Source organism: Acidovorax sp. NCPPB 3576, assembly GCF_028473605.1.
GTDB lineage: Bacteria > Pseudomonadota > Gammaproteobacteria > Burkholderiales > Burkholderiaceae_C > Paracidovorax.
On the sequence record NZ_CP097267.1, the window covers coordinates 4,161,434 to 4,185,550 of the forward strand.

27 protein-coding genes are annotated in these 24,117 nt (G+C 68.1%); 19 read left to right on the forward strand and 8 right to left on the reverse strand.

The features are described 5' to 3' along the window. The first annotated feature begins 22 nt into the window (after nt 1-22). The 10 genes from nadB (at nt 23) to M5C98_RS19045 (ending at nt 8,648) form a co-directional block, all read left to right on the forward strand. Nucleotides 23-1,612, forward strand: coding sequence for an L-aspartate oxidase (nadB, locus tag M5C98_RS19000; protein WP_272548998.1), 1,590 nt, complete (start codon nt 23-25; stop codon nt 1,610-1,612). A 44-nt stretch (nt 1,613-1,656) separates the two neighbouring features. Beyond that, a complete protein-coding gene (gene panD, locus M5C98_RS19005) occupies nt 1,657-2,037 on the forward strand; it encodes an aspartate 1-decarboxylase (RefSeq protein WP_272548999.1) in 381 nt (126 codons plus the stop codon). A 13-nt stretch (nt 2,038-2,050) separates the two neighbouring features. Then, nucleotides 2,051-3,376 carry an adenosylmethionine--8-amino-7-oxononanoate transaminase gene (gene bioA / locus M5C98_RS19010; protein ID WP_272549000.1) on the forward strand — a complete coding sequence of 442 codons (1,326 nt, stop codon included), beginning with the start codon at nt 2,051-2,053 and terminating at the stop codon, nt 3,374-3,376. Then, nucleotides 3,373-4,065 (forward strand): dethiobiotin synthase, encoded by a 693-nt coding sequence (bioD, locus tag M5C98_RS19015; RefSeq protein ID WP_272549001.1) that lies wholly within the window; start codon nt 3,373-3,375, stop codon nt 4,063-4,065. Before bioA ends, bioD begins: the two co-directional genes overlap by 4 nt. After that, nucleotides 4,062-5,285: an 8-amino-7-oxononanoate synthase gene (bioF, locus tag M5C98_RS19020; RefSeq protein WP_272549002.1), complete on the forward strand. Its 1,224-nt coding sequence runs from the start codon at nt 4,062-4,064 to the stop codon at nt 5,283-5,285. The genes bioD and bioF overlap by 4 nt, the downstream gene beginning before the upstream one ends. Continuing rightward, nucleotides 5,282-5,920, forward strand: coding sequence for a 7-carboxy-7-deazaguanine synthase (gene queE, locus M5C98_RS19025; protein ID WP_272549003.1), 639 nt, complete (start codon nt 5,282-5,284; stop codon nt 5,918-5,920). The genes bioF and queE overlap by 4 nt, the downstream gene beginning before the upstream one ends. Before the next feature lie 50 nt (nt 5,921-5,970). Beyond that, nucleotides 5,971-6,357, forward strand: a complete 387-nt coding sequence (locus M5C98_RS19030) for a 6-carboxytetrahydropterin synthase (protein ID WP_272549004.1) — start codon at nt 5,971-5,973, stop codon at nt 6,355-6,357. A 48-nt stretch (nt 6,358-6,405) separates the two neighbouring features. After that, nucleotides 6,406-6,765: a 5-carboxymethyl-2-hydroxymuconate Delta-isomerase gene (locus M5C98_RS19035; protein ID WP_272549005.1), complete on the forward strand. Its 360-nt coding sequence runs from the start codon at nt 6,406-6,408 to the stop codon at nt 6,763-6,765. A 237-nt stretch (nt 6,766-7,002) separates the two neighbouring features. Further along, nucleotides 7,003-8,349: a hypothetical protein gene (locus M5C98_RS19040; RefSeq protein ID WP_272549006.1), complete on the forward strand. Its 1,347-nt coding sequence runs from the start codon at nt 7,003-7,005 to the stop codon at nt 8,347-8,349. Between the two features lie 14 nt (nt 8,350-8,363). Then, a complete protein-coding gene (locus M5C98_RS19045) occupies nt 8,364-8,648 on the forward strand; it encodes a hypothetical protein (protein ID WP_272549007.1) in 285 nt (94 codons plus the stop codon). A gap of 143 nt (nt 8,649-8,791) precedes the next feature. Here the strand turns inward: M5C98_RS19045 and M5C98_RS19050 are convergent, their stop codons facing one another. The 3 genes from M5C98_RS19050 to nadC form a co-directional block, all read right to left on the reverse strand. Then, entirely contained in the window at nt 8,792-10,585 is a 1,794-nt protein-coding gene (locus M5C98_RS19050; RefSeq protein ID WP_272549008.1) for a chorismate-binding protein, read from the reverse strand. An 81-nt stretch (nt 10,586-10,666) separates the two neighbouring features. Then, a complete protein-coding gene (nadA, locus tag M5C98_RS19055; protein WP_272549009.1) occupies nt 10,667-11,785 on the reverse strand; it encodes a quinolinate synthase NadA in 1,119 nt (372 codons plus the stop codon). A gap of 76 nt (nt 11,786-11,861) precedes the next feature. Then, a complete protein-coding gene (gene nadC / locus M5C98_RS19060; protein ID WP_272549010.1) occupies nt 11,862-12,728 on the reverse strand; it encodes a carboxylating nicotinate-nucleotide diphosphorylase in 867 nt (288 codons plus the stop codon). 64 nt (nt 12,729-12,792) lie between these two features. Here nadC and panB point away from each other — a divergent pair, with 64 nt between their 5' ends. Both panB and panC read left to right on the forward strand, forming a co-directional pair. Next, a complete protein-coding gene (panB, locus tag M5C98_RS19065) occupies nt 12,793-13,686 on the forward strand; it encodes a 3-methyl-2-oxobutanoate hydroxymethyltransferase (protein ID WP_272549011.1) in 894 nt (297 codons plus the stop codon). 58 nt (nt 13,687-13,744) lie between these two features. Further along, nucleotides 13,745-14,593, forward strand: coding sequence for a pantoate--beta-alanine ligase (panC, locus tag M5C98_RS19070; protein ID WP_272549012.1), 849 nt, complete (start codon nt 13,745-13,747; stop codon nt 14,591-14,593). 299 nt (nt 14,594-14,892) lie between these two features. Here panC and M5C98_RS19075 read toward each other — a convergent pair whose 3' ends face one another. From M5C98_RS19075 to M5C98_RS19090, 4 genes are all read right to left on the reverse strand, one after another. Continuing rightward, entirely contained in the window at nt 14,893-15,909 is a 1,017-nt protein-coding gene (locus M5C98_RS19075) for an NAD(P)H-dependent glycerol-3-phosphate dehydrogenase (protein ID WP_272549013.1), read from the reverse strand. A gap of 57 nt (nt 15,910-15,966) precedes the next feature. Further along, a complete protein-coding gene (gene secB, locus M5C98_RS19080) occupies nt 15,967-16,428 on the reverse strand; it encodes a protein-export chaperone SecB (RefSeq protein ID WP_092741496.1) in 462 nt (153 codons plus the stop codon). 117 nt (nt 16,429-16,545) lie between these two features. Then, on the reverse strand, nt 16,546-16,818 hold the full coding sequence (grxC, locus tag M5C98_RS19085) for a glutaredoxin 3 (RefSeq protein WP_092741498.1): 273 nt from the start codon (nt 16,816-16,818) through the stop codon (nt 16,546-16,548). 52 nt (nt 16,819-16,870) lie between these two features. Beyond that, entirely contained in the window at nt 16,871-17,278 is a 408-nt protein-coding gene (locus M5C98_RS19090; RefSeq protein ID WP_092741500.1) for a rhodanese-like domain-containing protein, read from the reverse strand. Nucleotides 17,279-17,349: 71 nt separating this feature from the next. Here M5C98_RS19090 and gpmA point away from each other — a divergent pair, with 71 nt between their 5' ends. The 4 genes from gpmA (at nt 17,350) to M5C98_RS19110 (ending at nt 21,014) form a co-directional block, all read left to right on the forward strand. Beyond that, nucleotides 17,350-18,093: a 2,3-diphosphoglycerate-dependent phosphoglycerate mutase gene (gene gpmA, locus M5C98_RS19095; protein WP_272549014.1), complete on the forward strand. Its 744-nt coding sequence runs from the start codon at nt 17,350-17,352 to the stop codon at nt 18,091-18,093. Nucleotides 18,094-18,199: 106 nt separating this feature from the next. Beyond that, nucleotides 18,200-19,636, forward strand: a complete 1,437-nt coding sequence (locus tag M5C98_RS19100; protein WP_272549015.1) for a S41 family peptidase — start codon at nt 18,200-18,202, stop codon at nt 19,634-19,636. A gap of 101 nt (nt 19,637-19,737) precedes the next feature. Continuing rightward, nucleotides 19,738-20,493, forward strand: a complete 756-nt coding sequence (locus M5C98_RS19105; RefSeq protein ID WP_272549016.1) for a HesA/MoeB/ThiF family protein — start codon at nt 19,738-19,740, stop codon at nt 20,491-20,493. Nucleotides 20,494-20,609: 116 nt separating this feature from the next. Continuing rightward, nucleotides 20,610-21,014 (forward strand): response regulator, encoded by a 405-nt coding sequence (locus tag M5C98_RS19110; protein WP_272549017.1) that lies wholly within the window; start codon nt 20,610-20,612, stop codon nt 21,012-21,014. Between the two features lie 113 nt (nt 21,015-21,127). Here the strand turns inward: M5C98_RS19110 and M5C98_RS19115 are convergent, their stop codons facing one another. Next, the gene (locus M5C98_RS19115) at nt 21,128-21,760 is read right to left on the reverse strand and encodes a response regulator (RefSeq protein WP_092741509.1); all 633 of its coding nucleotides are present in this window, start codon (nt 21,758-21,760) and stop codon (nt 21,128-21,130) included. 140 nt (nt 21,761-21,900) lie between these two features. Between M5C98_RS19115 and M5C98_RS19120 the strand changes: the two genes are divergently transcribed. The 3 genes from M5C98_RS19120 to M5C98_RS19130 all read left to right on the forward strand — a co-directional run bounded on the left by M5C98_RS19120 (nt 21,901) and on the right by M5C98_RS19130 (nt 24,093). Then, the gene (locus M5C98_RS19120) at nt 21,901-23,244 is read left to right on the forward strand and encodes a sensor histidine kinase (RefSeq protein WP_272549018.1); all 1,344 of its coding nucleotides are present in this window, start codon (nt 21,901-21,903) and stop codon (nt 23,242-23,244) included. 231 nt (nt 23,245-23,475) lie between these two features. Further along, complete coding sequence (locus M5C98_RS19125; RefSeq protein WP_011796896.1) at nt 23,476-23,640, forward strand: DUF1328 domain-containing protein; 165 nt, start codon at nt 23,476-23,478, stop codon at nt 23,638-23,640. 51 nt (nt 23,641-23,691) lie between these two features. Continuing rightward, nucleotides 23,692-24,093 (forward strand): hypothetical protein, encoded by a 402-nt coding sequence (locus M5C98_RS19130; RefSeq protein ID WP_272549019.1) that lies wholly within the window; start codon nt 23,692-23,694, stop codon nt 24,091-24,093. The last annotated feature ends 24 nt before the right edge of the window (nt 24,094-24,117 follow it).

Below are 24,117 nucleotides of genomic sequence, written 5' to 3' on the forward strand. Positions count from 1 at the left end.
CCACACGCCCATACGCAACACCATGCCATCCCACGATTTCGACGTTCTCATCATCGGCAGCGGGCTGGCCGGGCTGTCGGCCGCGCTGCACCTGGCACCCACGCACCGCGTGGCGGTCATCACCAAGCGCTCGCTGCAGGACGGGGCCAGCGCCTGGGCACAGGGCGGCATCGCCGCCGTGCTGGCCGAGGGCGACACCTACGAGGCCCACGTGCAGGACACCCTGGTGGCCGGCGCTGGGCTGTGCGACCTGGCCGCCACGCGCTTCGTGGTGGAGAACGCGCCCGAGGCCGTCCATTGGCTGCAGGGCCTGGGCGTGCCGTTCTCGCAGGAGGACGGCGCCCTGCACCTCACGCGCGAGGGCGGCCACGGCGCGCGCCGCATCGTGCACGCCACCGATGCCACCGGCGCCGCCGTGCAGCGCACCCTGATCGACACCGTGCGCGCCACGCCGGGCATCACGCTGTTCGAGCAGCACACGCTGGTGGACCTGATCACCCCGCACAAGCTGCGCCGGGGCGGGCCGCAGCGCTGCCTGGGGCTGTATGCGCTGGACGAAGGCACCGACGAGGTCGTCACCTTCCGCGCGCCGCAGACCATCCTGGCCACGGGCGGCGCGGGCAAGGTGTACCTGTACACCACCAACCCCGACACGGCCACGGGCGACGGCATCGCCGCGGCCTGGCGCGCGGGCTGCCGGGTGTCCAACCTGGAGTTCATCCAGTTCCACCCGACCTGCCTGTACCACCCGCACGCCAAGTCGTTCCTCATCACCGAGGCGGTGCGCGGCGAGGGCGGGCAGCTGAAGCTGCCCCCATCGGCCGGCGGCACGCGCTTCATGCCGCAGCACGACCCGCGCGCCGAACTGGCCCCGCGCGACGTGGTGGCCCGCGCCATCGACTACGAGATGAAGCGCCACGGCCTGGACTGCGTGCACCTGGACATCTCGCATCAGAGCCCGGCCTTCTTGCAGGAGCACTTTCCCAACATCCTCGCGCGCTGCGCCGAGCTGGGGCTGGACATCACGAAGGAGCCCATCCCCGTGGTGCCCGCCGCGCACTACACCTGCGGCGGCGTGCTCACCGACCTGGCCGGCCGCACCGACCTGCCCGGCCTGTTCGCCATCGGCGAGACCGCCTGCACCGGCCTGCACGGCGCCAACCGGCTGGCCAGCAACTCGCTGGTGGAGTGCATGGTCTTCGCGCGCGCCGCCGCCCAGGCCATCGCCGCCGCCAGCTTTGACGCCGTGCCCGATGTGCCGCCGTGGGACGACAGCCGCGTGACCGATGCCGACGAGTGCGTGGTCATCTCCCACAACTGGGACGAGCTGCGCCGCTTCATGTGGGACTACGTGGGCATCGTGCGCACCAACAAGCGCCTGGAGCGCGCGGCGCACCGCATCACGCTGCTGCAGGCCGAGATCGAGGAGTTCTACGCCCACTTCCACGTCACGCGCGACCTGCTGGAGTTGCGCAACCTGGTGCAGGTGGCCGAGCTGATCGTTCGCTCGGCCCAGATGCGCCGCGAGAGCCGGGGCCTGCACTACAGCCGCGACTACCCCGAGCGGGCCGCCCCGGCCGCGCCGACCATCCTGGTCCCGCCGGTCCGCTGACCGCCTCACCACAAGCTTTACCCGTTTTTTTCGCCCATCCCGCCATGCAACGCACCCTGCTGAAATCCAAGATCCACCGCGCCAGAGCCACGCACTGCGAACTGCACTACGAAGGCTCCTGCGCGATCGACGAAGACCTGCTCGACGCCGCGAACATCGTGGAGAACGAGCAGGTGCACATCTGGAACATCGACAACGGCGAGCGCTTCGTCACCTACGCCATCAAGGGCCAGCGCGGCAGCGGCATGGTGTCGGTCAACGGCTCGGCCGCGCGCCGCGCCGCCGTGGGCGACCTGCTCATCATTGCCGCCTTCGCCCAGTTCGACGAGGCCGAGGTGGCCGCGCACCGGCCGCAGCTGGTGTTCGTGGACGCCGCCAACCGCCAGGTGGAACTGCGCCACCACGTGCCCACGCAGGCCCTGTGAAAGGCCACCCACGATGAACCAGGACACCCTCGTCGCCCGCAGCCTGGCCAGCGTCTGGCACCCGTGCACGCAGATGAAGCGCCACGAGGCCGACCCGCCCGTGGCCATCGCCAGCGCCCGCGGCCCGTGGCTGCACGGCACCGACGGCCGGCGCTACCTGGACGGCATCAGCTCATGGTGGGTCAACCTGTTCGGCCACAGCCACCCGCACATCCAGGCCGCGCTGGCCGACCAGCTCGCGCGGCTGGACCACGTGATGCTCGCGGGCTTCACGCACGCGCCGGTGGTGGAACTGTCCGAGCGGCTGGGCGCGCTCACCGGGCTGGGCCACGCCTTCTACGGCAGCGACGGCGCCGCGGCCACCGAGATCGCCCTCAAGATGAGCGCGCACTATTGGCGCAATGCCGGGCGGCCGGGCAAGAGCCGCTTCGTGGGCCTGGCCGGCGGCTACCACGGCGAAACCGTGGGCGCGCTGGCCGTGACCGACATCGCCCTGTTCCGCGAGGCCTACGCCCCGCTGGTGCGTCTGGCGGCCACCGTGCCCAGCCCCGATGCGCGCGGCGCGCAGCCCGGCGAGAGCGCATGGGATGTGGCCCGGCGCGCCGCCCGGGCGCTGGACGACTGGCTGGCCGAGCACCACGAGAGCACCGCCGCGCTGATCGTCGAGCCCCTGGTGCAGTGCGCCGCCGGCATGGCCATGCACGATGCCGAATACCTGCGACAGGCCCGCGCGCTGTGCGACCGCTACGGCGTGCACCTGGTGGTGGACGAGATCGCCACCGGCTTCGGCCGCACCGGCACGATGTTCGCGCACCAGCAGGCCGGCATCCGGCCCGACTTCATCTGCCTGTCCAAGGGCCTCACGGGCGGCACGCTGCCGCTGTCGGCCGTGCTCACCACCGAGGCCATGTACGCCGCGTTCTACGACGACGACGTGGCCCGCGGCTTCCTGCATTCGCACTCCTACACCGGCAACCCGCTGGCCTGCCGCGCGGCGCTGGCCACGCTGGAGCTGTTCGACCAGCTCGACCCGCTGGCGGCCAATGCCGCGCTGGCCGGGCGCATCGACGCCGCCTGCGCGCCCATCACGCACCACCCGCGCGTGCGCCACGCGCGCCGGCTGGGCATGGTGTGGGCGTGGGACGTGGAGACCTCCCTGCCCGATTTTTCCCGCCGCTACCACCGCCACGCCATGGCGCGCGGGCTGGTGCTGCGCCCCATCGGCAAAACGCTCTACGCCATGCCGCCCTACGTGCTCGACGATGAGGCCGTGCAGCACCTGGGCGATGCCGCCTTCGCCGCACTGCAGGCCACGCTGACCGAAGAGACCACCCCATGAGCCCGACCCCGAAATTCGCCTGCTTCGTCACCGGCACCGACACCGGCGTGGGCAAGACGCTGGCCTCGGCCGGCCTGCTGCACGCGCTGGCGCGCCACCACGCGCGCGTCGTGGGCATGAAGCCCATCGCCGCGGGCGCCGAATGGCACCATGGCCAGCTCGCCAACGAAGACGCCATCGCCCTGCGCGCCGCCTCCACCATCGCGGTGCCCCCGGCGCTGGACAACCCCGTGCTGCTGCCTGACCCGCTCTCGCCCCACATCGCCGCCGAGCGCGCGGGCACGCGCATCGACATCGCGCACATCGTGCGCAGCTACGAAGCGCTGGCGGCGCAGGCCGATGCGGTCGTCGTCGAAGGCGCAGGCGGCTTCCACGTGCCGCTGTCGGACACCGAGACCGGCGCCGACCTCGCCCAGGCCCTGGGCCTGCCCGTGGTGCTGGTGGTGGGCCTGCGGCTGGGCTGCCTGAGCCACGCCGCACTCACCGCCGACGCGGTGCGCGCGCGCGGCCTGCCGCTGGCCGGCTGGATCGCCAGCCGCATCGACCCGCACATGCGGGCGCCGCAAGACAACCTCGACTGGCTCGCGCAGCGCCTGGGCGCCCCGCTGCTGGCCGACATTCCCCAGCAGGCCGTGCCGGACGCCCGCGCGCTGCCCTTCGACCTTCCCGCCGCATGGACGACCCGATGAGCCCCCGCACCGACGCCCCCTCCTGGATCGACGAGTTTCCGGCGCGAATCGCCGCGCTCGACGCCGCCCACCTTCGCCGCCAGCGCCGCGCCGTGGTGCCGGCCGGCGGCGCGCACCTGCTGGTCGATGGCGCGCCCATGCTGGCGTTTTGCAGCAACGACTACCTGGGCCTGGCCAGCCACCCGGCGCTGGCCGAGGCCGCCTGCGCGGGCGCACGCGAGTTCGGCGTGGGCTCGGGCGGCTCGCCGCTGGTGAGCGGCCACAGCGCGGCCAATGCGGCGCTGGAGGCCGACCTCGCCCGCTTCGTGGGCCTGCCGCGCGCGCTGTACTTCTACGCGGGCTACGCCACCAACGCCGGCATCGTGCCCGCGCTCGTGGGCGAAGGCGATGCGCTGTTTTCCGATGCGCTCAACCACGCCTGCCTGATCGACGGCGCCCGCCTGTCGCGTGCCCGCATCCACCGCTACCCGCACGCCGACCTGGCCGCGCTGGAAGCGGCGCTCGCCAGCAGCCCCGCGCGCCGCAAGCTGGTCATCACCGATGCCGTGTTCAGCATGGACGGCGACGTGGCCGACATTCCCGCGCTGCTGGCGCTGTGCGAGCGCCACGACGCGCTGCTGCTGCTGGACGACGCGCACGGCTTCGGCGTGCTCGGGCCGCAGGGGCGCGGCGCGCTGGCCGAGGCGGGCCTGGTCGGCGCGCAGGCCTCGCGGCGCGTGCTGTACATGGCCACGCTGGGCAAGGCCGCGGGCGTGGCCGGCGCCTTCGTCGCGGGCGACGGCGCATTGATCGAATGGCTGCTGCAAAAGACGCGCAGCTACATCTTCGCCACTGCCGCGCCGCCGCTGCTGGCGCGCGCGCTGCAGGCCAGCCTGGCGATCATCGAGGCGGAGGATTCGCGCCGCGAGCACCTCGCGCGCCTCGTCCAGCGCCTGCGGGGCGGCTTGGCGCCGCTGCTGCAGGGCACGCACTGGCAGCTGGGCGAGTCGCGCACCGCCGTGCAGGCCGTGGTGATCGGCGCCAACGACGAGGCCCTGGCCGCCATGGAAGGCCTGCGCCAGCGCGGCCTGTGGGTGCCCGCCATCCGCCCGCCCACCGTGCCCGAGGGCACGGCCCGCCTGCGCATCGCGCTGTCGGCCGCGCACACCGAGGCCGACGTGGACCGCTTGCTGCAGGCGCTGGCCGAGCTGGCGCCCGCCGCCGTGGAGGCCCTGGCATGACCTACAGCGTCAAGGAAATCTTCTACACCCTGCAGGGCGAAGGCGGCCAGGCCGGCACGCCCGCCGTGTTCTGCCGCTTCGCGGGCTGCAACCTCTGGAGCGGCCGCGAGGAAGACCGCGCCAGCGCCGTCTGCCGCTTCTGCGACACCGACTTCGTGGGCACCGACGGCACCCTGGGCGGCAAGTTCGCCACCGCAGACGCGCTGGCCGACGTGATCGCCGCGCAGTGGCCCGCGCACGACGCCGCGCACCGCCTGGTCGTGCTGACGGGCGGCGAGCCGCTGCTGCAGGTGGACACGGCCTTCATCGACGCCCTGCACGCGCGGCGCTTTCGCATCGCCGTGGAGAGCAACGGCACCGTCGCCGCGCCGCCCGGCATCGACTGGCTGTGCATCAGCCCCAAGGCCGGCGCGCCCTGGGTGCAGCGCAGCGGGCAGGAACTCAAGCTGGTGTGGCCCCAGCCCGGCTTCGACCTGGCCGCGCTCGAGTCGCAGACGCAGTTCACGCACCGCTTCCTGCAGCCCATGGACGGCCCGGAGCAGGCCGCCAACACCGAGCGCTGCATCGCTGCCTGCCTCGACCGCCCCGCCTGGCGCCTGAGCCTGCAGACCCACAAGCTCACCGGCATCCGCTGAGCCGTTTTCCCTATCGTTTTTTCGCCCCCGTTCCCGCCCGTTCGCCGACCATGCAGTTCACCGTCCACCAGCGCTTTTTCTTCGATGCCGCGCACACCTTGCAGCGCGAGATCGAGGCCGAGGGCAGCCGCCGCATCCACGGCCACACCTACCACGCGGAGGTGGCCGTCACCGGCCCGCGCGATCCCGCCACCGGCATGGTCATCGACCTGGGCCACCTGCGCCAGCGCCTGGCCGCCGTGCGCGAGCAGCTCGACCACCACTGGCTGGACGAAGTGCCCGGCCTGGGCACGCCCACGCTGGAAAACCTGTGCCGCTTCATCGCCCAGGCGCTCGATGGCATGCAGCCGCCCGCCAGCCGCGTGCGCGTGTGGCGCGAGGCGCTGGGCGACGGCTGCGTGCTGGACCTGGCGCCGCCCGGCCCGGTGCCGGGCTGAACCCATCCGCCCCCCATCCCTTTCATCCCACCTCGCAGGAGAACCGCCATGCCCCACCTCGTCATCGAATACAGCCAGAACCTGGCCGGTCTGCCCGAAGCGCAAATGCTGGCGGAACTGAACCAGTCCCTCACCGCGAGCCGCGAGATCCAGAACGAGGCGGACCTCAAGTCCCGCTTCCTGCGCACCGACCGCTTCGAGATCGGCACCGCCCCCGCCGACCGCGCGTTCGTGCATGCGCAACTGCGCCTGCTGTCCGGCCGCTCGCCCGAGGCCAAGCAGGACCTCGCCGGCCGCGTGGCCGACGTGCTGCGCCGCCTCACGCCCCGGCCCGAGGGCGTGCTGGTGCAGCTCAGCGTGGAGATCGTGGACATGGACCGCGGGTCCTACGTGAAAGAGCGGCTTTGAGCCCTACCGGGCTCCAGCGCAATCAAAACTAGGGCATATTGCTACAAAATAAGTAGCAAATCACTTTGCGCCGGGCGATCCGTCCAAAGCGCGAGAGTGGGTAGCACCGGTGAGGCATTCCGTCTGCCGGGTCAGGACGGCTTCGCAAACCCCATCGAAGATTCGGGTCCTGCGAGAGATTCCATGGCGCTGCTCGGATGATGAGCATCATTCGAAAACCCAAGCCACAGGGCTGCCATGAGACCTCTACCCAATGCGATCGCCACCCGGCTCACTCAGGTACGCCCTTCGGCGCTGCAGGCTGCACAACTGGCAGCCGTCAAACCGGAGAAGCCCAGTACGGGCACGTCTGAGTCGCCATTGCCAGGGCCGCTCAGGCCCCGGCCCAAACTGGAAACCGCGTCCTCCCTGCAGCCGCGCATCCAGATCAAACTCAGCAGTGGGGCCAAGATCTCGCTGAACGATGCGATGAAATTGCTCTCTGCCGCCCAGAAGCCGAGCATTGCCGCGCCAGCCGGCACCGCGCCGGGGCGCATCAGCGCCGCATCGGTCCTGCAGTCAATGAAACCGACCTCGCAGCTCCCGAACGGCGGGGCCAACGCAACGGTGTTGCCGCAGGCGCGGCCGCACGCCAGTGCACCGCAAGGAGGCTTTCCAGCGCAGGTCGCGCCATCGCCGCAGCCACCCCATGAAGAACCCGTGCTGGCGATGCCCTGGATGGGTCATCCACCGCCTCAGGCCGCCCCGACCATGGCGTTTCACCCAGGCTTTCAGACACCGCCCCAGCCGGCACACCCGCTGCATCCACCACAAAACCAGCCTTTCACCGGCTTCGCGTCGCTGTTCCCGGGCGGTCCGCAGCCCGCTTTCGCCCCCGTGCTTCAGCAAGCCCCGCACGGCCTGCAGGGCGCACCGGGGAATTCGCCCTGGCCTCCCGCCGAGCACGCCGTCGGTCTGGCCTCCATGCTGCCAGGCGCCACCACGGCAGGTCCTGCCCCCTCGCAGGCCGTTCATGAAGCGCCGCAAATCTGGAATCCGGCCAACCCGCCCACGCCCCATGTCGATCCCTTTGAGGACAAGCGCCTTTCATTGAACGCAGTGCCGCCCACGGCCAAGTTCCAGCACAACGTTGCCCTCTTTGCCGAGTACGACGGCGAGCACCTTCAGGGCAACAAGACGTGGGCGACTTCCGTCACCTATCTCAATGCAGAGCAGCGTCAGCAATTCAAGCTGACGGTGAAAGACGGAAAGATTTTTGACGCGGAAGGCAAGCCGTTCGATACCCGCAACGGCAAGACGGCATGCTTCGGCGGAGGCGCGGGCAAGGCGATCTTCGTCATGGATCACGATGGCAACCTGTATGCGTCCAATTACCATGCGCCCGGCAAGTTCCACCATTCGAGTTTCCTGGCCGGCCAACCGGTGGCGGGTGCGGGAGAGATCACCGTGCACAACGGCGAGATCCAGTCCCTGACCCGCAACAGCGGACACTACCGCCCCAGCGCAGCCCAGCTGGAGCAAGTGGCCCACAACCTCAGCTCCCAGGGCCTGAGCAATTTCGTGGTCGACCAGAAGATTCAGTAGCAGGAAAGAAAAACATGGATACCGTCAAATTCCTTCGCATCCCCTTGAGCATGATCGACTACGTCGGCGACCTCGATGCCTTCCAGGGCCTGACCGCCGAACAGCTGGCCTCGCTGCCCGAGGAATACACGCCCGACGAAACTGCCGGCATCATTGCCAGTCTGCGTTTCGCGGCAGAGCATCCCGAATTCGACTTCGCTTCTTTGCTGCCGGGGATCAGCGCCTCCAACGGCCAGATCCACGTCTTTCTGGTCAAGATCTACCGCTCGTTTCAGGAAGCAGGCCTGGCCCCGCGCTGAACCGGTTCTCCGAGGGATGGCCCGGACTGCAGCCCCTGAATTGCCTTGAAGCCTGACAGGGCTCCAGCGCAATAAGCACTAGGGCATATCGCTACAAAATCAGTAGCAAAAGCCAGAACCAGGGGCCTTCGGCCCCGCCGGCTTCAGGCCTGCAACGTGGCGTCCAGCCAGCCCCGCAGGCTGTTCACGAACGCCCAGGCCCGCACCTGTGGCACCTCCTCCACGCGCAGCACGGCCTCGGTCACCCGGCCTTCGCGCAGGGCCACCGCGCGGCCCACGCCGGGCAGCAGGCCGCAGGACAACGGCGGCGTGACCCACCGGCCGTCGGCCCGCAGCGCCGCGATGCAGCCGCGGGTGCATTCGGTGATCTCGCCGGCCTCGTTCCACAGCAGCGTGTCGAACACGCCCTCGGCCTCGGGCGTGAAGGCGTCGTAGTGGGCCCGGCGCGTGGTCTTGTGGCGCACGAATTCGCCGTGCGCGTTCTCCAGCGGGCGCGTGGCCAGTTGCAGGCGCACCGGCTCGGCGGTGGGGGCCATCGCCCAGGCCTCGGCGCGCGGGTGGCCTGCCGCATCGAGCAGCAGGCGCGCGCGCCACAACCCGGCGGGGTGGGCTGCGGCCAGCGCATCCAGGCAAGCCTGCACGCGCGCCGCGTCGAAAGCGTGGCCGAAGTGCGCGGCCGAGGCGGCCAGCCGCGCCACGTGGTCGGCGCGGTGGCGCAGCACGCCCTCCTCCAGCGCCAGGGTTTCCAGCAAGTCGAACGGGGCGCTGGCGCGCTGCAGGAAGGCGCTCTTGTGCTGCCACTCCTGCCACTCCGCCGCGGCCTGGGCGCCGGAGGTGATGCCGCTGCCGATGCCGCAACGCGCGTCGCGGCCGCGCAGCGTCACGGTGCGGATGGGCACGTTGAAGGTGGCGGCCACGGCGCCCTCGCCGTCCGGCCGCACGATGCCCACCGCGCCGCAGTACACGCCGCGGGGCGCGGGTTCCAGCGCGTGGATGGCCTGCATCGCCCGCACCTTGGGCGCCCCGGTGATGGAGCCACAGGGGAACAGCGCGGCGAACACGTCGGCCAGGGTGGTGCCGGCGCGGGTGCGGGCCTCGACGTCGGACGTCATCTGCCACACGGCCGGCAGCGCCTGGGTGTGGAACAGCGCGGGCACCCGCACGCTGTGCGGCTCGGCGATGCGCGAGAGGTCGTTGCGCAGCAGGTCCACGATCATCACGTTCTCGGCGCGCTCCTTGGGCGAGGCGCGCAGCGCGGCGGCCTGCGCGGCATCGTCCTCGGCCGTGGCACCGCGCGGTGCCGTGCCTTTCATGGGCCGCGCCAGCAGGCTGCCGCCACGCCAGTCGAAGAACAGCTCGGGCGAGACGGACAGGATCTGCTCGGCACCGCCGTCGATGCACGCGGCATAGCCGCCCGGCTGGGCGCGCTGCAGCGCGGCGAACAGCGGCAGCGCCGCCTGCGCCCCGCCCACCGGCGACACGGTGCCCTGGATCGGCGCGGTGTAATTCACTTGGTAGAACTCGCCGGCCGCGATGGCCTGATGAAGATGCGCCAGGGCGGCCTCGAACGCGGCGCGCTGCGGGCGGGTGTGCCAGTCCACCGTGGGCGCTCCCGCACCGCCGCCATCGCCATCGCCATCGCCATCGCCGGCCGAAGGGTCGGGCCAGGGCAAGGCCCGGTCGAACACGGCGAACCACGCCAGGGGCCCGTCGGCCGGGTGCGTGCGCAGCGCGGCGTCGAACGCGCCGGCCGCCTCGTAGCGCAGGTAGCCCAGGCACCAGGCCCCACCACGCGCCTCGGCCTCGGCCGCGTCCAGCACGGCGCGAACCTCGTGCGGGGCCTGCGCCACCAGCGTGCGGCGCGGCATGCCGAACGCATGGCGCAGGCGCGGCCCGGCCGGGTGGCGCGGGTCGGAGAAGTCGATCCTGAAATTCACGTCAAAACAGGCCCATGCCCTAGAAAATCATGCCTGGATAGCTATTAAATTAATAGCAAATCGATGCCATGCCGGCGCGCGTCATGCCGCGCCGATGTGGGGCACCAGCGCGCCCAGGGGCTGCCCGCCCTTGAGCGCGGCGGTGAAGGCCAGCATGCGGTCGATGGGCTGGCGCGCGCGGGGGATGAGCGCCGGGTCCACGTGGATGGCGTTGGCGCCGGTCTCCAGCACGCGGGCCACGTCGGCCAGGCCGTTCATGGCCATCCAGGGGCAGTGCGCGCAGCTCTTGCAGGTGGCGCTGTTGCCGGCCGTGGGGGCTTCGTGGAAGGTCTTGGCCGGATTGAGCGCGCGCAGCTTGTGCATCATGCCGTTGTCGGTCGCCACGATGAATTCGCGCGCATCCATCTCGCGCGCGGCCTTCAGGATGGCGGAGGTCGAGCCCACGGCATCGGCCAGCGCCACCACGTCGGCGGGGCTCTCCGGATGCACCAGCACCTTCGCCTGCGGATGCGCCGCCTTCAGCGCCTGCAGTTCCTCGGCCTTGAACTCGTCGTGCACGATGCAGGCGCCGTTCCAGAACAGCATGTCGGCGCCCGTCTGCTGCTGAATGTAGGCGCCCAGGTGGCGGTCGGGCGCCCACAGGATCTGGTGGCCCGCCGCCTTGAGCGCGCCCACGATCTCCAGCGCGCAACTGGAGGTGACGAGCCAGTCGGCGCGCGCCTTCACCGCCGCGCTGGTGTTGGCATAGACGACCACGGTGCGGTCGGGGTGCGCATCGCAGAACGCGCTGAACGCATCGGCGGGACAGCCCAGGTCGAGCGAGCAGGTGGCATCCAGGTCGGGCATGAGCACGGTCTTCTCGGGCGAGAGGATCTTGGCCGTCTCGCCCATGAAGCGCACGCCCGAGACCACCAGCGTCTGCGCGGCATGGTCGCGGCCGAAGCGCGCCATCTCCAGCGAATCGCTGACCAGCCCGCCCGTCTCTTCGGCCAGGTCCTGCAGGTCCGGGTGCACGTAATAGTGCGACACCATGACGGCGTTCTTCTCCCGCAGCAGCCGCCGGATGCGGTCCTTGAGCGCGGCGCGTTCGGTGGGCGAGGGCTCGGCGGGCACGCGGGCCCAGGCGAACTTCGTGGAGCAGACGGCGCCGTCTTCGGGCTGCTCGTACTCCACTTCCTTGGTGGCGGTGGGGGTCGTCATGGGGTGGGTCTTTCGGCCGCGGCGGCAGGGCGCGGCGCAAACACGTTATCTCAGGTCCGGAGGATGGCCGTACCGGCTAGTCAATGTCCTGCATCCGCATCGAGAAATCGATGGCCTTCACGTCCTTGGTCAGCGTGCCGATGGAGATGCGGTCCACGCCGGTCTCGGCCAGGGCGCGCAGACCTTCGAGCGTCACGCCGCCGGAAATTTCCAGGATGGCGCGGCCGGCGTTCAGGCGCACGGCCTCGTGCAGCATCGGGAGCGGCATGTTGTCCAGCAGCAGCATCTTCGCGCCGGCATTAAGCGCCTCCTGCAGCTGCTCCAGCGTCTCGACCTCGATCTCCACGAAGGCCGCCTGTGCGGCCACGGCGTGCGCGGCGCGCAGCACGGCCGTCACGCCACCGGCAGCGGCGATGTGGTTTTCCTTGATGAGCACCGCGTCGTGCAGGCCGATGCGGTGGTTGGTGCCGCCGCCCGTGCGCACGGCGTATTTCTGCGCCAGGCGCAGGCCCGGCAGGGTCTTGCGCGTATCGACGATCTGCGCCTGCGTGCCGCGCACGGCCTCCACGTAGGTCGCCGTCTTGGTCGCCACGGCCGACAGCAGCTGCAGGAAGTTCAGCGCCGTGCGCTCGGCGCTCAGCAGCGCGCGGGCGCTGCCCTCCACCTCCAGCACCACCTGGTCGGGCGCGCAGCGCTCGCCTTCCCGCACGTGCCACACGATGCGCGCGGCCGGGTCCAGGGCCCGCACGGCCGCCTCGGCCCAGGGGCCGCCGCAGATCACTGCGCTCTCGCGGGCCAGCACGCGGGCGCGCACGCGGCGCGCCGGATCGATCAGGCCGGCGGTGAGGTCGCCGGCGCCCACGTCCTCGCGCAGCGCGCGGGCAACGTCTTCCTGGGCCAGCGATGCGATGCCGCCGTCCAGGGAAAGGGGGGATTTCGTCATGGGCGGCAAGCATAGCGGCATCGCATAGACTCGCCGCACTTTCGGCCCGGCCCTGCCCATTCCCATGACCACTGCCATCCCCAACGCCTCCGCCTCGTCCGCAACGCCCTACGGCACGCTGCCGCCCGCCTCTCCCCTGCCCGAGCGCCGGCCCGTGAGCCTGCCGCGCCTGCAGCAGATGCGCGAGGCCGGCGAAAAGATCACCATGCTGACCGCCTACGACGCCACCTTCGCCGCCATGGCGGACGCGGCGGGCGTGGAATGCATCCTGGTCGGCGACTCGCTCGGCATGGTCTGCCAGGGCCTGCCCAGCACCGTGGGCGTATCGCTGGACACCATGGCCTACCACACGGCCAGCGTGGCGCGCGGCTTGCACCGGGTGCAGGGCACGGCGTGGCTGATCGCCGACCTGCCCTTCGGCACCTACGCCGAAAGCCGCGAACAGGCCCTGCGCAGCGCCTGCACGCTGATGCAGGCCGGCGCGCACATGGTCAAGCTCGAAGGCGGAGGCTGGACGGCGCCGACGGTGGAGTTTCTGGTGCAGCGCGGCGTGCCGGTCTGCGCCCACCTGGGTCTCACGCCGCAGACGGTGCACGCCCTGGGCGGCTACCGCGTGCAGGGCAAGGGCGACATGGCCGCGCGCACCTTGCGCCAGCAGGCGTCCGAGCTGCAGAACGCGGGCGCCGCCATGCTGGTGCTGGAGATGGTGCCCGCGGCGCTCGCGCGCGAACTCACGGCCGAGCTGGCCCACTGCCACACCATCGGCATCGGGGCGGGCAGCGGCACCGCCGGCCAGGTGCTGGTGCTGCACGACATGCTGGGCATCCACCTGGCCAAGATGCCGCGTTTCGTGCACGACTTCATGCAGGAGGCGGGCAGCGTGCGCGGCGCGATGCAGGCGTATGTTCAGGCGGTCAAGGCCGGACGCTTTCCGGACAACGCGCTGCACGCCTGGTAGGGCGGCCCTTACCTTCCTTTCCTGCAGCCCTTTCCTTTTTTCCGATCGGGGATGACCCATGCTCATCGCACACACCCAGGCCGACCTGCGCCAGGCCCTCGCGGGCCGGGGCCGGCCCGCTTTCGTCCCCACCATGGGCAACCTGCACGCCGGCCATATTTCGCTGGTTGAGCAGGCCCGGCCGCTGGGCGACGTCACCGTGGCCAGCATCTTCGTGAACCGCCTGCAGTTCCTGCCCCACGAAGACTTCGACAGCTACCCGCGCACCTGGGAGGCCGACTGCGCCCAGTTGCGCGAGGCCGGCTGCGACGTGCTCTTCGCCCCGCGCGAGGCCGACCTGTACCCCGAGCCGCAGACCTTCAAGGTGCATCCCGATCCGGCGCTGGCCGACATCCTGGAGGGGCACTTTCGCCCCGGGTTCTTCATCGGCGTCTGCACGGTGGTGATGAAGCTCTTCGCCTGCGTGCTGGGCGCGAGCGGCGGCACGGCAGTGTTCGGCAAGAAGGACTACCAGCAGCTCATGGTGATCCGGCAGATGGTGCGGCAGTTCGCGCTGCCGGTGGACGTGGTGGCAGGGGAGACGCGGCGCGCGGACGATGGCCTGGCCCTCAGCTCGCGCAACGGCTATCTCGGGGCGCTGGAGCGATCACGCGCCATGCAGCTGGCCCAGGCCCTGCGCGCGCTGGCGGACGGCTGTCTCGCGGGCGGGGGCGATGCCGGCGAGCGGGAGCGCCAGGCCCTGGACGCGCTGCGCCGCCAGGGCTGGGCACCGGACTACCTCACGGTGCGGCGCCGCCACGACCTGCAACCGCCCGAGGCCGGCGGGCCGGCCGGTGCGGGCACGCTGGTGGCCCTGGGCGCCGCGCGGCTGGGCAGCACGCGGCTGATCGACAACCTGGAATTCTGAAGGGCGCGCGGCGCCGGGCGGGGCCTCGCCGCGAAGCCTGGCGGCCCGGCCTCTCCTGCACCGCCGGTAGGCTCGGGACTACGCGCGCAGGTGCCCACGCCGCACAGGAGCGCCCAGGGGTGGCCTTTAAGGTTGATCCATCGACCAACCACTTTTCAGGAGAACTTCCATGCCTGTCATCCTCTGGCTTCTCGGCGTCCCACTGTCCCTCGTGCTGCTGCTCATGCTCTTCGGCGTGCTCTGAGCATCACCCCCTGCAACCGGCAAAGAAGCCCGGTGGCAGAGCTTTCAAAGGCCCTTCAAGGCCGCGAGAGTTCCGCCACCGGGCTTCTGCCCATGAGCAGCGCCACCGCATCGCGCGGCGTTCTCTGCCCGTCCAGCAACGCCACCACCGCCTCGGTGATCGGCATGTCCACCTGCAGATGGCGCGCACGCGCCAGCACCGTCCTGGCGCTGTAGACGCCTTCGGCCACATGGCCGAGCGAATCCACCGCCTGGGCCAGCGTCAGCCCCTGCGCCAGGGCCTGGCCCACGCGCCGATTGCGCGACAGGTCGCCCGTCGCGGTCAGCACCAGATCGCCCAACCCGGACAAACCCATGAAGGTATCGGGCCGCGCACCCAGCGCCAGCCCCAGCCGCGTCATCTCGGCCAGGCCGCGCGTGATGAGGGCCGCACGGGCGTTCAGCCCCAGATCGAGCCCGTCGCACAGCCCCGTCGCGATGGCCAGCACGTTCTTCACCGCGCCGCCCACCTCCACGCCGACAATGTCGTCATTGGCGTACACCCGCAGCGTGGGGCCATGGAACGCCTCCACCAGCAGATCGCGCACGGCCGCGTGCGGGCTGGCCGCCACCAGGGCCGTCGGCTGGCCGCGGGCGGCCTCCTGCGCAAAGCTGGGGCCGCTCAGTGCCCCGCTGCGCAAGCCGGGGGCGACCTGCGCGCACACCTCGTGCCCCATCAGGCCCACGGCGCTGCCGCCCGGCGGGGCGGCCTCGAAGCCTTTGCACAGCCAGGCCACCGGCACGTCCAGGGCGCTCAGCGCCTGGAGCATGCCGCGCAGCGCGGACATGGGGGTCGCGACCACGACCAGATCGGCGCCGCACGCCAGCGACAACGGGTCGCCCGCGCTCAACGCCAGGGAAGAAGGGAGTTCGATGTCCGGCAGATACCGGGCGTTCTGCCGTGCGGCCTGCATGCCGGCCACCTGCTGCGCGTCGCGCGCCCACAGGGTCACGGCATGCGCGCAAGGGTGCGCTGCCGCGCTGACGGCCATAGCCGTGCCCCAGGCCCCGGCCCCCAAGACGACGATGTTCATTCGGTCGTGTGCCCGAGGTTCACGCGGGAGGCGCAACGGCCTCCCGGCGCTGCACGCTTACTGCGTGATGATGGGCGACGGCGCGGCGGAGGCCACCTGGGCCTGCTGCTGCTCGTACATGGCCTGGAAGTTGATTTCGGCCAGGTGCACGGGCGGGAAGCCGGCGCGCGTGATGGTGTCGGCCACGTTGCCGCGCAGGTAGGGGTACACGATCTGCGGGCAGGCGATGCCCATGATCGGACCCATCTGGTCTTCGGGGATGTTGCGGATCTCGAAGATGCCGGCTTGCTTGGCCTCGACCAGGAACACCGTCTTGTCCTTGATCTTGGTCTGCACCGTGGCGGTCACGGCCACTTCGAAAATGCCATCGGCCACCGGCGTGGCTTCCACGCCCAGCTGGATGTCCACGCTGGGCTGCTCCTGCTCCAGCAAGATCGCGGGCGAGTTGGGCTGCTCCAGGGACAAGTCCTTCAGGTACACGCGCTGGATCTGGAACACGGGATTTTCTTCGGTAGCCATGGTGTCGTTCTTTCAGTCAAAACACTATTCGACAAAACAAAGCCCGCTGGGAAACACTCCCGCAGCGGGCACTTGGGGCTGCATTATGCAGCGCCGTCGGGACAGGAAAAAGGCAGTTCAGGCATCGGCCTGGGCACCGCCGAGCAGCGGCATCAGACCGCCCCGGCCATCGAGCGCGACCAGATCGTCATGCCCGCCGACGTGCGTGTCGCCGATGAAGATCTGGGGCACGGTGCGGCGCCCGGTGATTTCCATCATGTGGCTGCGGGCCACGGGATCGAGGTCCACGCGGACTTCCTCGATCTCCTCCACGCCCTTGGACTTGAGGATCTGCTTGGCACGAACGCAGTAGGGGCAGACGGCGGTGGTGTACATCTTCACGGCTTGCATGGGAGGGCCTTCCTGCTCAAAAAATGGCTACACGGCACACATTGCGGCCAACTCAGGCCTTTTCAACGGGCATGCTGGCGTCTTTCCACGCCTTCAGCCCGCCCGCCAGCGCCTGGGCATTGTCGTAGCCCAGCTTTTTGGCGATGCCCACGGCGCGCTGGGCCCGCGGGCCCTTGGCGCAAACCAGCACGATCGGCAGGGCCTTGTTCTTGACCACCTGGGGCAGCCGCTCTTCCAGCTGGTTCAGGGGAATGTTCTTGGCGCCGCCCACGTGGCCCGCAGCGAACTCGTCGGGCTCGCACACGTCGATCACCACGCCCTTCTCGCGGTTGATGAGCTGCACGGCGCGTGCCGCCGTCAGCGAGCCGCCGGTGGCATCCTTGAGGAGCGGCACCAAAAGCATGCCGCCGGAGGCCAGCGCGATAAAGAACAAATACCAGTTGTCGATGATGAATTTCACGTCAGTCCTAGGGTTGGCAAACCGCTCAATTTTAGAATGCTGGATTTTGACCCGCCTGCTCTAGGGAAACCATGCACCAACTCGTCCTGATCCGCCACGGAGAATCCACCTGGAACCTCGAGAACCGCTTCACCGGCTGGACCGACGTCGATCTGACGCCCACGGGCGTGGAACAAGCCAAGAGCGCAGGCCGCCTGCTGAAGGCGGAAGGCTACGAATTCGACCTGGCCTACACCAGCATGCTCAAGCGCGCCACGCGCACGCTGTGGCACACGCTCGATGAGATGGACCGCACTTGGCTGCCGGTGCACCACAGCTGGCGCCTGAACGAGCGCCACTACGGCGCCCTACAGGGCCTGAACAAGGCCGACATGGCCAAGCAATACGGCGACGCGCAGGTGCTGGTGTGGCGCCGCAGCTACGACACGCCGCCGCCAGCGCTGGAAGCCACCGACCCGCGCAGCGAGCGGGGCGACCTGCGCTACGCCAGCCTGGCCCCCGAGCAGATCCCTCTGACGGAATGCCTCAAGGACACCGTCGAGCGCGTACTGCCGTTCTGGAACGAGTCCATGGCACCCGCCATCCGCGCCGGCAAGCGCATCGTCGTCGCCGCGCACGGCAACTCGATCCGCGCGCTCATCAAGTACCTGGACGGCATCTCGGACGACGACATCGTCGGCGTGAACATTCCGAACGGCATCCCCCTGGTCTACGAACTCGATGCGGACCTGAAACCCCTGCGCCACTACTACCTGGGCGATGCCGAAGCGGCGGCCAGGGCGGCAGCGGCGGTGACATCGCAAGGCAAGGCGTAAAGTCCGTGTAAAGGCGGCCCGCACAGCGCAAAAGTCGCTTCCAGCGCGGAACTGCAATGGGGGCAATCTTTCCAAGGTGTATATTGAAGCGGCAAAGGTGTTTTTAATGGGCCACAAACTGAAAATCGCAGGTTGGGTGTCGATCGGCGTCGTTGCCGGGGCACTGACCACCGTCTCACTGCAGACGGTGGCGCGCGGCGCGATGACGCCGCTGCCGCTCGAGGAAATCCAGCAGCTGTCCGCCGTGTTCGGTCTGGTAAAGACCGATTACGTCGAGCCGGTCGATGACAAGAAGCTCATCACCGACGCGATCTCGGGCATGGTGTCCAGCCTGGACCCGCACTCCCAGTATTTCGACAAGAAGTCCTTCAAGGAATTCCGCGAAGGCACTTCCGGCCGCTTCGTGGGCGTCGGGATCGAGATCACGCAGGAAGACGGGCTGATCAAGGTCGTCTCGCCCATCGAAGGCTCCCCGGCCTTCCGTGCCGGCCTCAAGACGAACGACCTGATCACCAAGATCGACGACACCGCCGTCAAGGGCCTGGCCCTCAACGACGCGGTCAAGAGAATGCGCGGCGAGCCGAGCACCCAGGTCACGCTGACCATCTTCCGCAAGGACGAGAGCCGCACGTTCCCGGTGACGATCACGCGCGAAGAGATCAAGACGCAGTCCGTGAAGGGCAAGGTGATCGAGCCCGGTTATGGCTGGATCCGCCTGTCGCAGTTCCAGGAACGCACGGTGGACGACTTCGTTCGCAAGATCGAAGAGGTCTATCGCCAGGAGCCCAACCTCAAGGGCTTGGTGCTCGACCTGCGCAACGACCCGGGCGGCCTGCTGGACGCAGCCGTGGCCGTCTCCGCCGCCTTCCTGCCCGAGAACGTCACCGTGGTGACCACCGACGGACAACTGGCGGAAAGCAAGGCCACGTTCAAGGCGGCACCGGAGTTCTACCAGCGCCGCGGCAATGGCGACCCGCTCAAGCGGCTGCCCGCCGCCCTCAAGAGCGTGCCCCTGGTGGTGCTGGTCAATGAAGGTTCGGCCTCTGCCAGCGAAATCGTGGCCGGCGCCTTGCAGGACCACAAGCGCGCCACCATCATGGGCAGCCAGACGTTCGGCAAGGGCTCGGTGCAGACGGTGCGCCCCCTGGGTCCGGACACCGGCATCAAGCTGACCACCGCGCGTTACTACACCCCCAGTGGCAAATCCATCCAGGCCAAGGGCATCGTGCCCGACGTGATGGTCGATGAAAGCGCCGAGGGCGATGTGTACGCATCGCTGCGCATGCGCGAGGCCGATCTCGAAAAGCACCTGACCAGCGGCCAGGGCGAAGAGAAAAAGGACGAAGCGCGCGAGAAGGCTCGCGAGGAAGCGCGCAAGCGCCTCGAGGAAGAAGCCAAGAAGCCCATCTCCGACCGCAAAATGCCTGAGTTCGGTTCGGACAAGGACTTCCAATTGGCGCAGGCGCTCAACCAGTTGAAGGGCCAGGCCGTGCTGGTGAGCAAGACGCAGACCGAACGCAAGGAAGAGAAGAAGGAAAACTAAAACCCCTTCTTGATTCACCGACGGCCGGGCACCTTTCAGGCGCCCGGCCTTTTTCATGGCCCTCTCCCCTCCCGCACACCGCCCGCGCCAGTTTCCAGCCCATGACAGACGATCAGCTACTGCGCTATTCGCGCCACATCATGCTCGACGAGATCGGGATCGAGGGCCAGGAACGCATCCTGGCTGCCCATGCGCTCGTGATCGGAGCGGGCGGGCTGGGCTCGCCAGCCGCCCTGTTCCTGGCCTCCGCAGGCGTGGGACGCATCACTCTGGTGGACGACGATGTGGTGGACCTGACCAACCTGCAGCGCCAGATCGCCCACACCACTGCGCGCGTCGGCGAGTCCAAGGTGCACTCCGCGGCCCAGGCGCTGCAGGCCATCAATCCGGGCATACGGATCGACGCGATCCATGCCAGGGCCGGCAACGAGTGGCTGGATGACTGGGTGGGCCAGGCCACCGTGGTGCTGGACTGTAGCGATAACTATGCAACGCGCCACGCGGTGAATGGCGCCTGCGTCGCCCACCGCACGCCATTGGTCACCGGAGCAGCCATCCGCTTCGACGGGCAGATCACGGTCATCGACCCTCGCAACCCGCAAGCGCCGTGCTACGCCTGCATCTTTCCGCCGGACACAGCGTTCGAGGAAACCCAATGCGCCACGCTGGGTGTCTTCGCGCCGATGGTGGGCATCATCGGCGCCATGCAGGCAGCAGAAGCGCTCAAGCTCATCGCGGGTTTTGGCGAATCCTTGGCAGGCCGCCTCTTGATGCTCGATGGGCGTTCCATGGATTGGACTGTGATGAAAATCCCTCGCCACATGCACTGCACCGTGTGCGGCGATGCCAAACCGTAGGAAGAATCCTACCGGCTCCGCATGTTGCTACTGGCAGAATGACACATTGGATCCCCATAAAGTGAAGCTGTGATCACATTCTCATTCTGCTGCCGTGATCCGGACTGGACCCCACAGTGAAACTGCGCACCTACATTGTTGAAGACAACGCCACCATCCGAGAAAATCTGATCGGTACGCTCGAGGAACTGGCGGAGGTGGAAGCCGTAGGCATTGCCGAAACCGAAGACGAAGGCAAGGAATGGCTCGCCAACAATGCAGGCCAATGGGATCTGGCCATCGTCGATCTGTTTTTGAGACAGGGAAGCGGTCTGGGGGTTTTAGCAGCATGCCGAAATCGCACGGCAGGCCAGAAGATGGTGGTACTCAGCAACTACGCCACACCGGATGTCCGCATGCGCTGCGCCCAACTCGGTGTGGATGCCGTCTTCGACAAATCCAACGAGATCGATGCGCTGGTGGAGTACTGCGTAGAACACAGCACCACACGCCAAGCCAATCCCAAATCCGCTGCTGGCTGACTGTTTTCTTCAAGCCGCAGGGTTGCGGCGCGCGGGCTAGCGGAAAGTCTTTTTCTATTCGTCCATTTTGAACGGCCACCGATTTCTCGGTGGCCGTTTCGCATGGTGCTGGTTCAGTCGATCAGCTTGTTCTTCAGCGCGTAATAGGTCAGGTCGCTGTTGGAAGACAGCGCCATCTTCTCCATCAGGCGCGTGCGATAGGTGCTGACGGTCTTCACACTGAGCGACAACGACTTCGCGATATCGCCCGCTGTTTCACCCTTGGCCAGCTTGAGGAACACCTGGAATTCGCGCTCCGACAATTGCTCATGCGGCGGTGCGTCGTCCTTGCGGTTGAGCTGCTGGGCCAGCAGGTCGGCCACGGCGGGGGTCAGGTAACGACGGCCCAGCGAGATGGTGCGAATGGCTTCGACGATCTCCTTGGGGTCGCATTCCTTGTTGAGGTAGCCGCTGGCGCCCTGACGAATCAGGTTGATGGCGTAATGCTCTTCCGGGTAGCCGCTGAGGATCAGGATGCCCATGTCGGGCGCCTTGGCGCGCAGCATGGCCAGCGCATCGAGTCCGCTTTGGCCGGGCATCGACAAATCCATGAGCAGCACATCGATCTCCTGTGCCCGGACCAGATCGATCGCCTCGCGCCCGTTGGACGCCTCACCCACCACCCGAAGGTCTACATGTTCTGACAAAAATTGTCGCAATCCCGAGCGGACAATCGCATGGTCATCCACAATGCCGATCTTGATCATTGAGCGTTCTTTCAAGGGGCAGCCAAGCTGCCCGTTATCGTTCTGGTAGCCAATTCACCCGTTGCGGGCGTGCCTGCAGCGGAACACCGCTGGCTGGTGACATTATCCAGAAATCACCCGCTTGTCTTTCGGAGAAACTTATGCGTTGGTCCAATTTTCGCAAGATGGCTGTCAGCTTGCCCCTGGCATTGCTGGCTGCATCGGCGTTGGTTGGCATCAATGAAGCCGGCTACGACCGCTCGCACGATGCGGTGAGCGCCTTGTCGCGCACCTACACCACACGCGCCGCGCTCGACCGCCTGATGCAGAACATGCTGGACGCGGAGACCGGCCTTCGGGGCTATCTGCTGACGGGCGACGAACGCTATCTGGAGCCGTATGAAAAAGCAGCCTCCACGATCAACAGCAATCTGGACGAGTTGCGCGCCATCTTCACAGCCTCATCGCTCGAAGACCAAGAAGATTTCACTCAGCTGTCGCGCCAGATTTCCCGGAAGATGTCCGAGCTCGACCTGAGCCTGCGGCTGCGGCGCCAGGACAACGACGATGCCTGGAAGTTCGTGCTCTCTACCGATGTGGGCAAAGAGAACATGGACGCGATCCGTTCGCTCGCGGGCAAGCTGACCGAGCGCAGCACCGACCGCACCAACCACAGCACGCAGGAGATCCTGCATTCCCTCATGCTGTCGCGCATCGGCATCGCCACCATGGCAGCCATCGGCCTGCTGGCGTTCTACATGTACCTGCGGCAGGCAAGCGCGCTGCAAACGTTCAATCAACGCGAGCAAGAAACGCTGGAGCGCGAGCGCGACCGGCTGGAGCAATTGGTGCGGGAGCGCACCGCGTCGCTCACCGAGTTGGCGAACCACCTCCAGCAGGTGCGCGAAGACGAACGCGGCCATCTGGCGCGCGAGTTGCATGACGAATTGGGCGCCCTGCTCACCGCGGCCAAGCTCGATGTAGCACGCCTCAAATCCAAGGTGGACTCCCAGGCCCCTGAAATCGCGGAGCGCCTCAAGCACCTGACCGACACCCTCAACAGCGGTATTGCACTCAAGCGCCGCATCATCGAAGACCTGCGGCCCTCATCCCTGTTCAACCTGGGGCTGACGGCATCGCTCGAAATTCTGGGCCGCGAATTCGCGGAGCGCAGCAATGTGGAGGTGGATCTGAATCTGGAAGCGGTGGAGTTGCCCGAGTCCGTTCAACTGACCATCTACCGCATGGTGCAGGAATCGCTGACCAACATCGGCAAGTACGCCAACGCCGAAAAAGTGCTGGTTGCCGTGCACAACTACCCCACGCATGTAGCGGTGCAGATCCGCGACAACGGCAGCGGTTTCGACACGGGCAAGGCCAACCCTTCCGCCCACGGTTTGATGGGGATGCGGCATCGGGTGGAGGCCGCTGGCGGCCGGCTCACCGTGACCTCCGAGCCTGGCGAAGGCACCCTCGTTTCTGCCGTGCTGCCGCACGTGCATTGATCCCGCGGCGTCCCCTGACGCCGGGCGGATTTGTTTCTTTTTCTCCATGACACCCGCTGGCGTTTGCCCGCGGTTTTTTGCCTGCCTCATTCCAGATGGGCGACGTCCTACATGGGGGCGCGTCAGGGACCGGCAGCTTCTGCGCCCTGCGAAAACTACATTCAATCCCAGGCGCTAACAGATGCGCCCCCAACCAACCCGCCGGAACTTCTGGTGCAAGAGGAGATGAAGATGTTGCATTACGCAGTGGTTTTCCTGGTGATCGCTTTGATCGCCGCACTTTTTGGCTTTGGCGGCATCGCTGCCGGCGCCGTTGGCATCGCGAAGATTCTGTTCTTCGTGTTCGTGATCATGGCGGTGGTCACTTTCGTGCTGAGCCTGCTCAAGCGCGGTTAACAGCCCGCTGACCCCAGCGCCTCCACCCCGCAACCCCAAAGGAACCCAACCATGATCGACACCCAGAACGCCGCGAAAAAAGCCGTTGACTCCGCCCACACGGCCGCAGACAACGTGCTCGACTCTGCCAAGGAAGCGGTGCAATCCACCCGTGACGCAGCCAACAACACCCTGGACAAGGCCGCTCGCAAAGTGGACGAACTGCATGGCGAAGTGAACCCGCTGATCGACGACCTCGCAGCCCGTGCACAAGACCTGGCATCGCGCGGCATTTCCTACTGTGCCGACACCACGGAACGTGCCCGCCGCCAATTGAACCAGGCGGCCGATGTCACGACGCGCTATGTGGTCGAGCAGCCTGGCAAGTCGATGCTGCTGGCAGCAGCAGCGGGCGCCGCAGTGGCGACGTTGTGCCTGCTGAGCCGCCGCCCTTCGCGCCGCCACGAATATTGATTCCATTGGCAACTGCTTAAAACA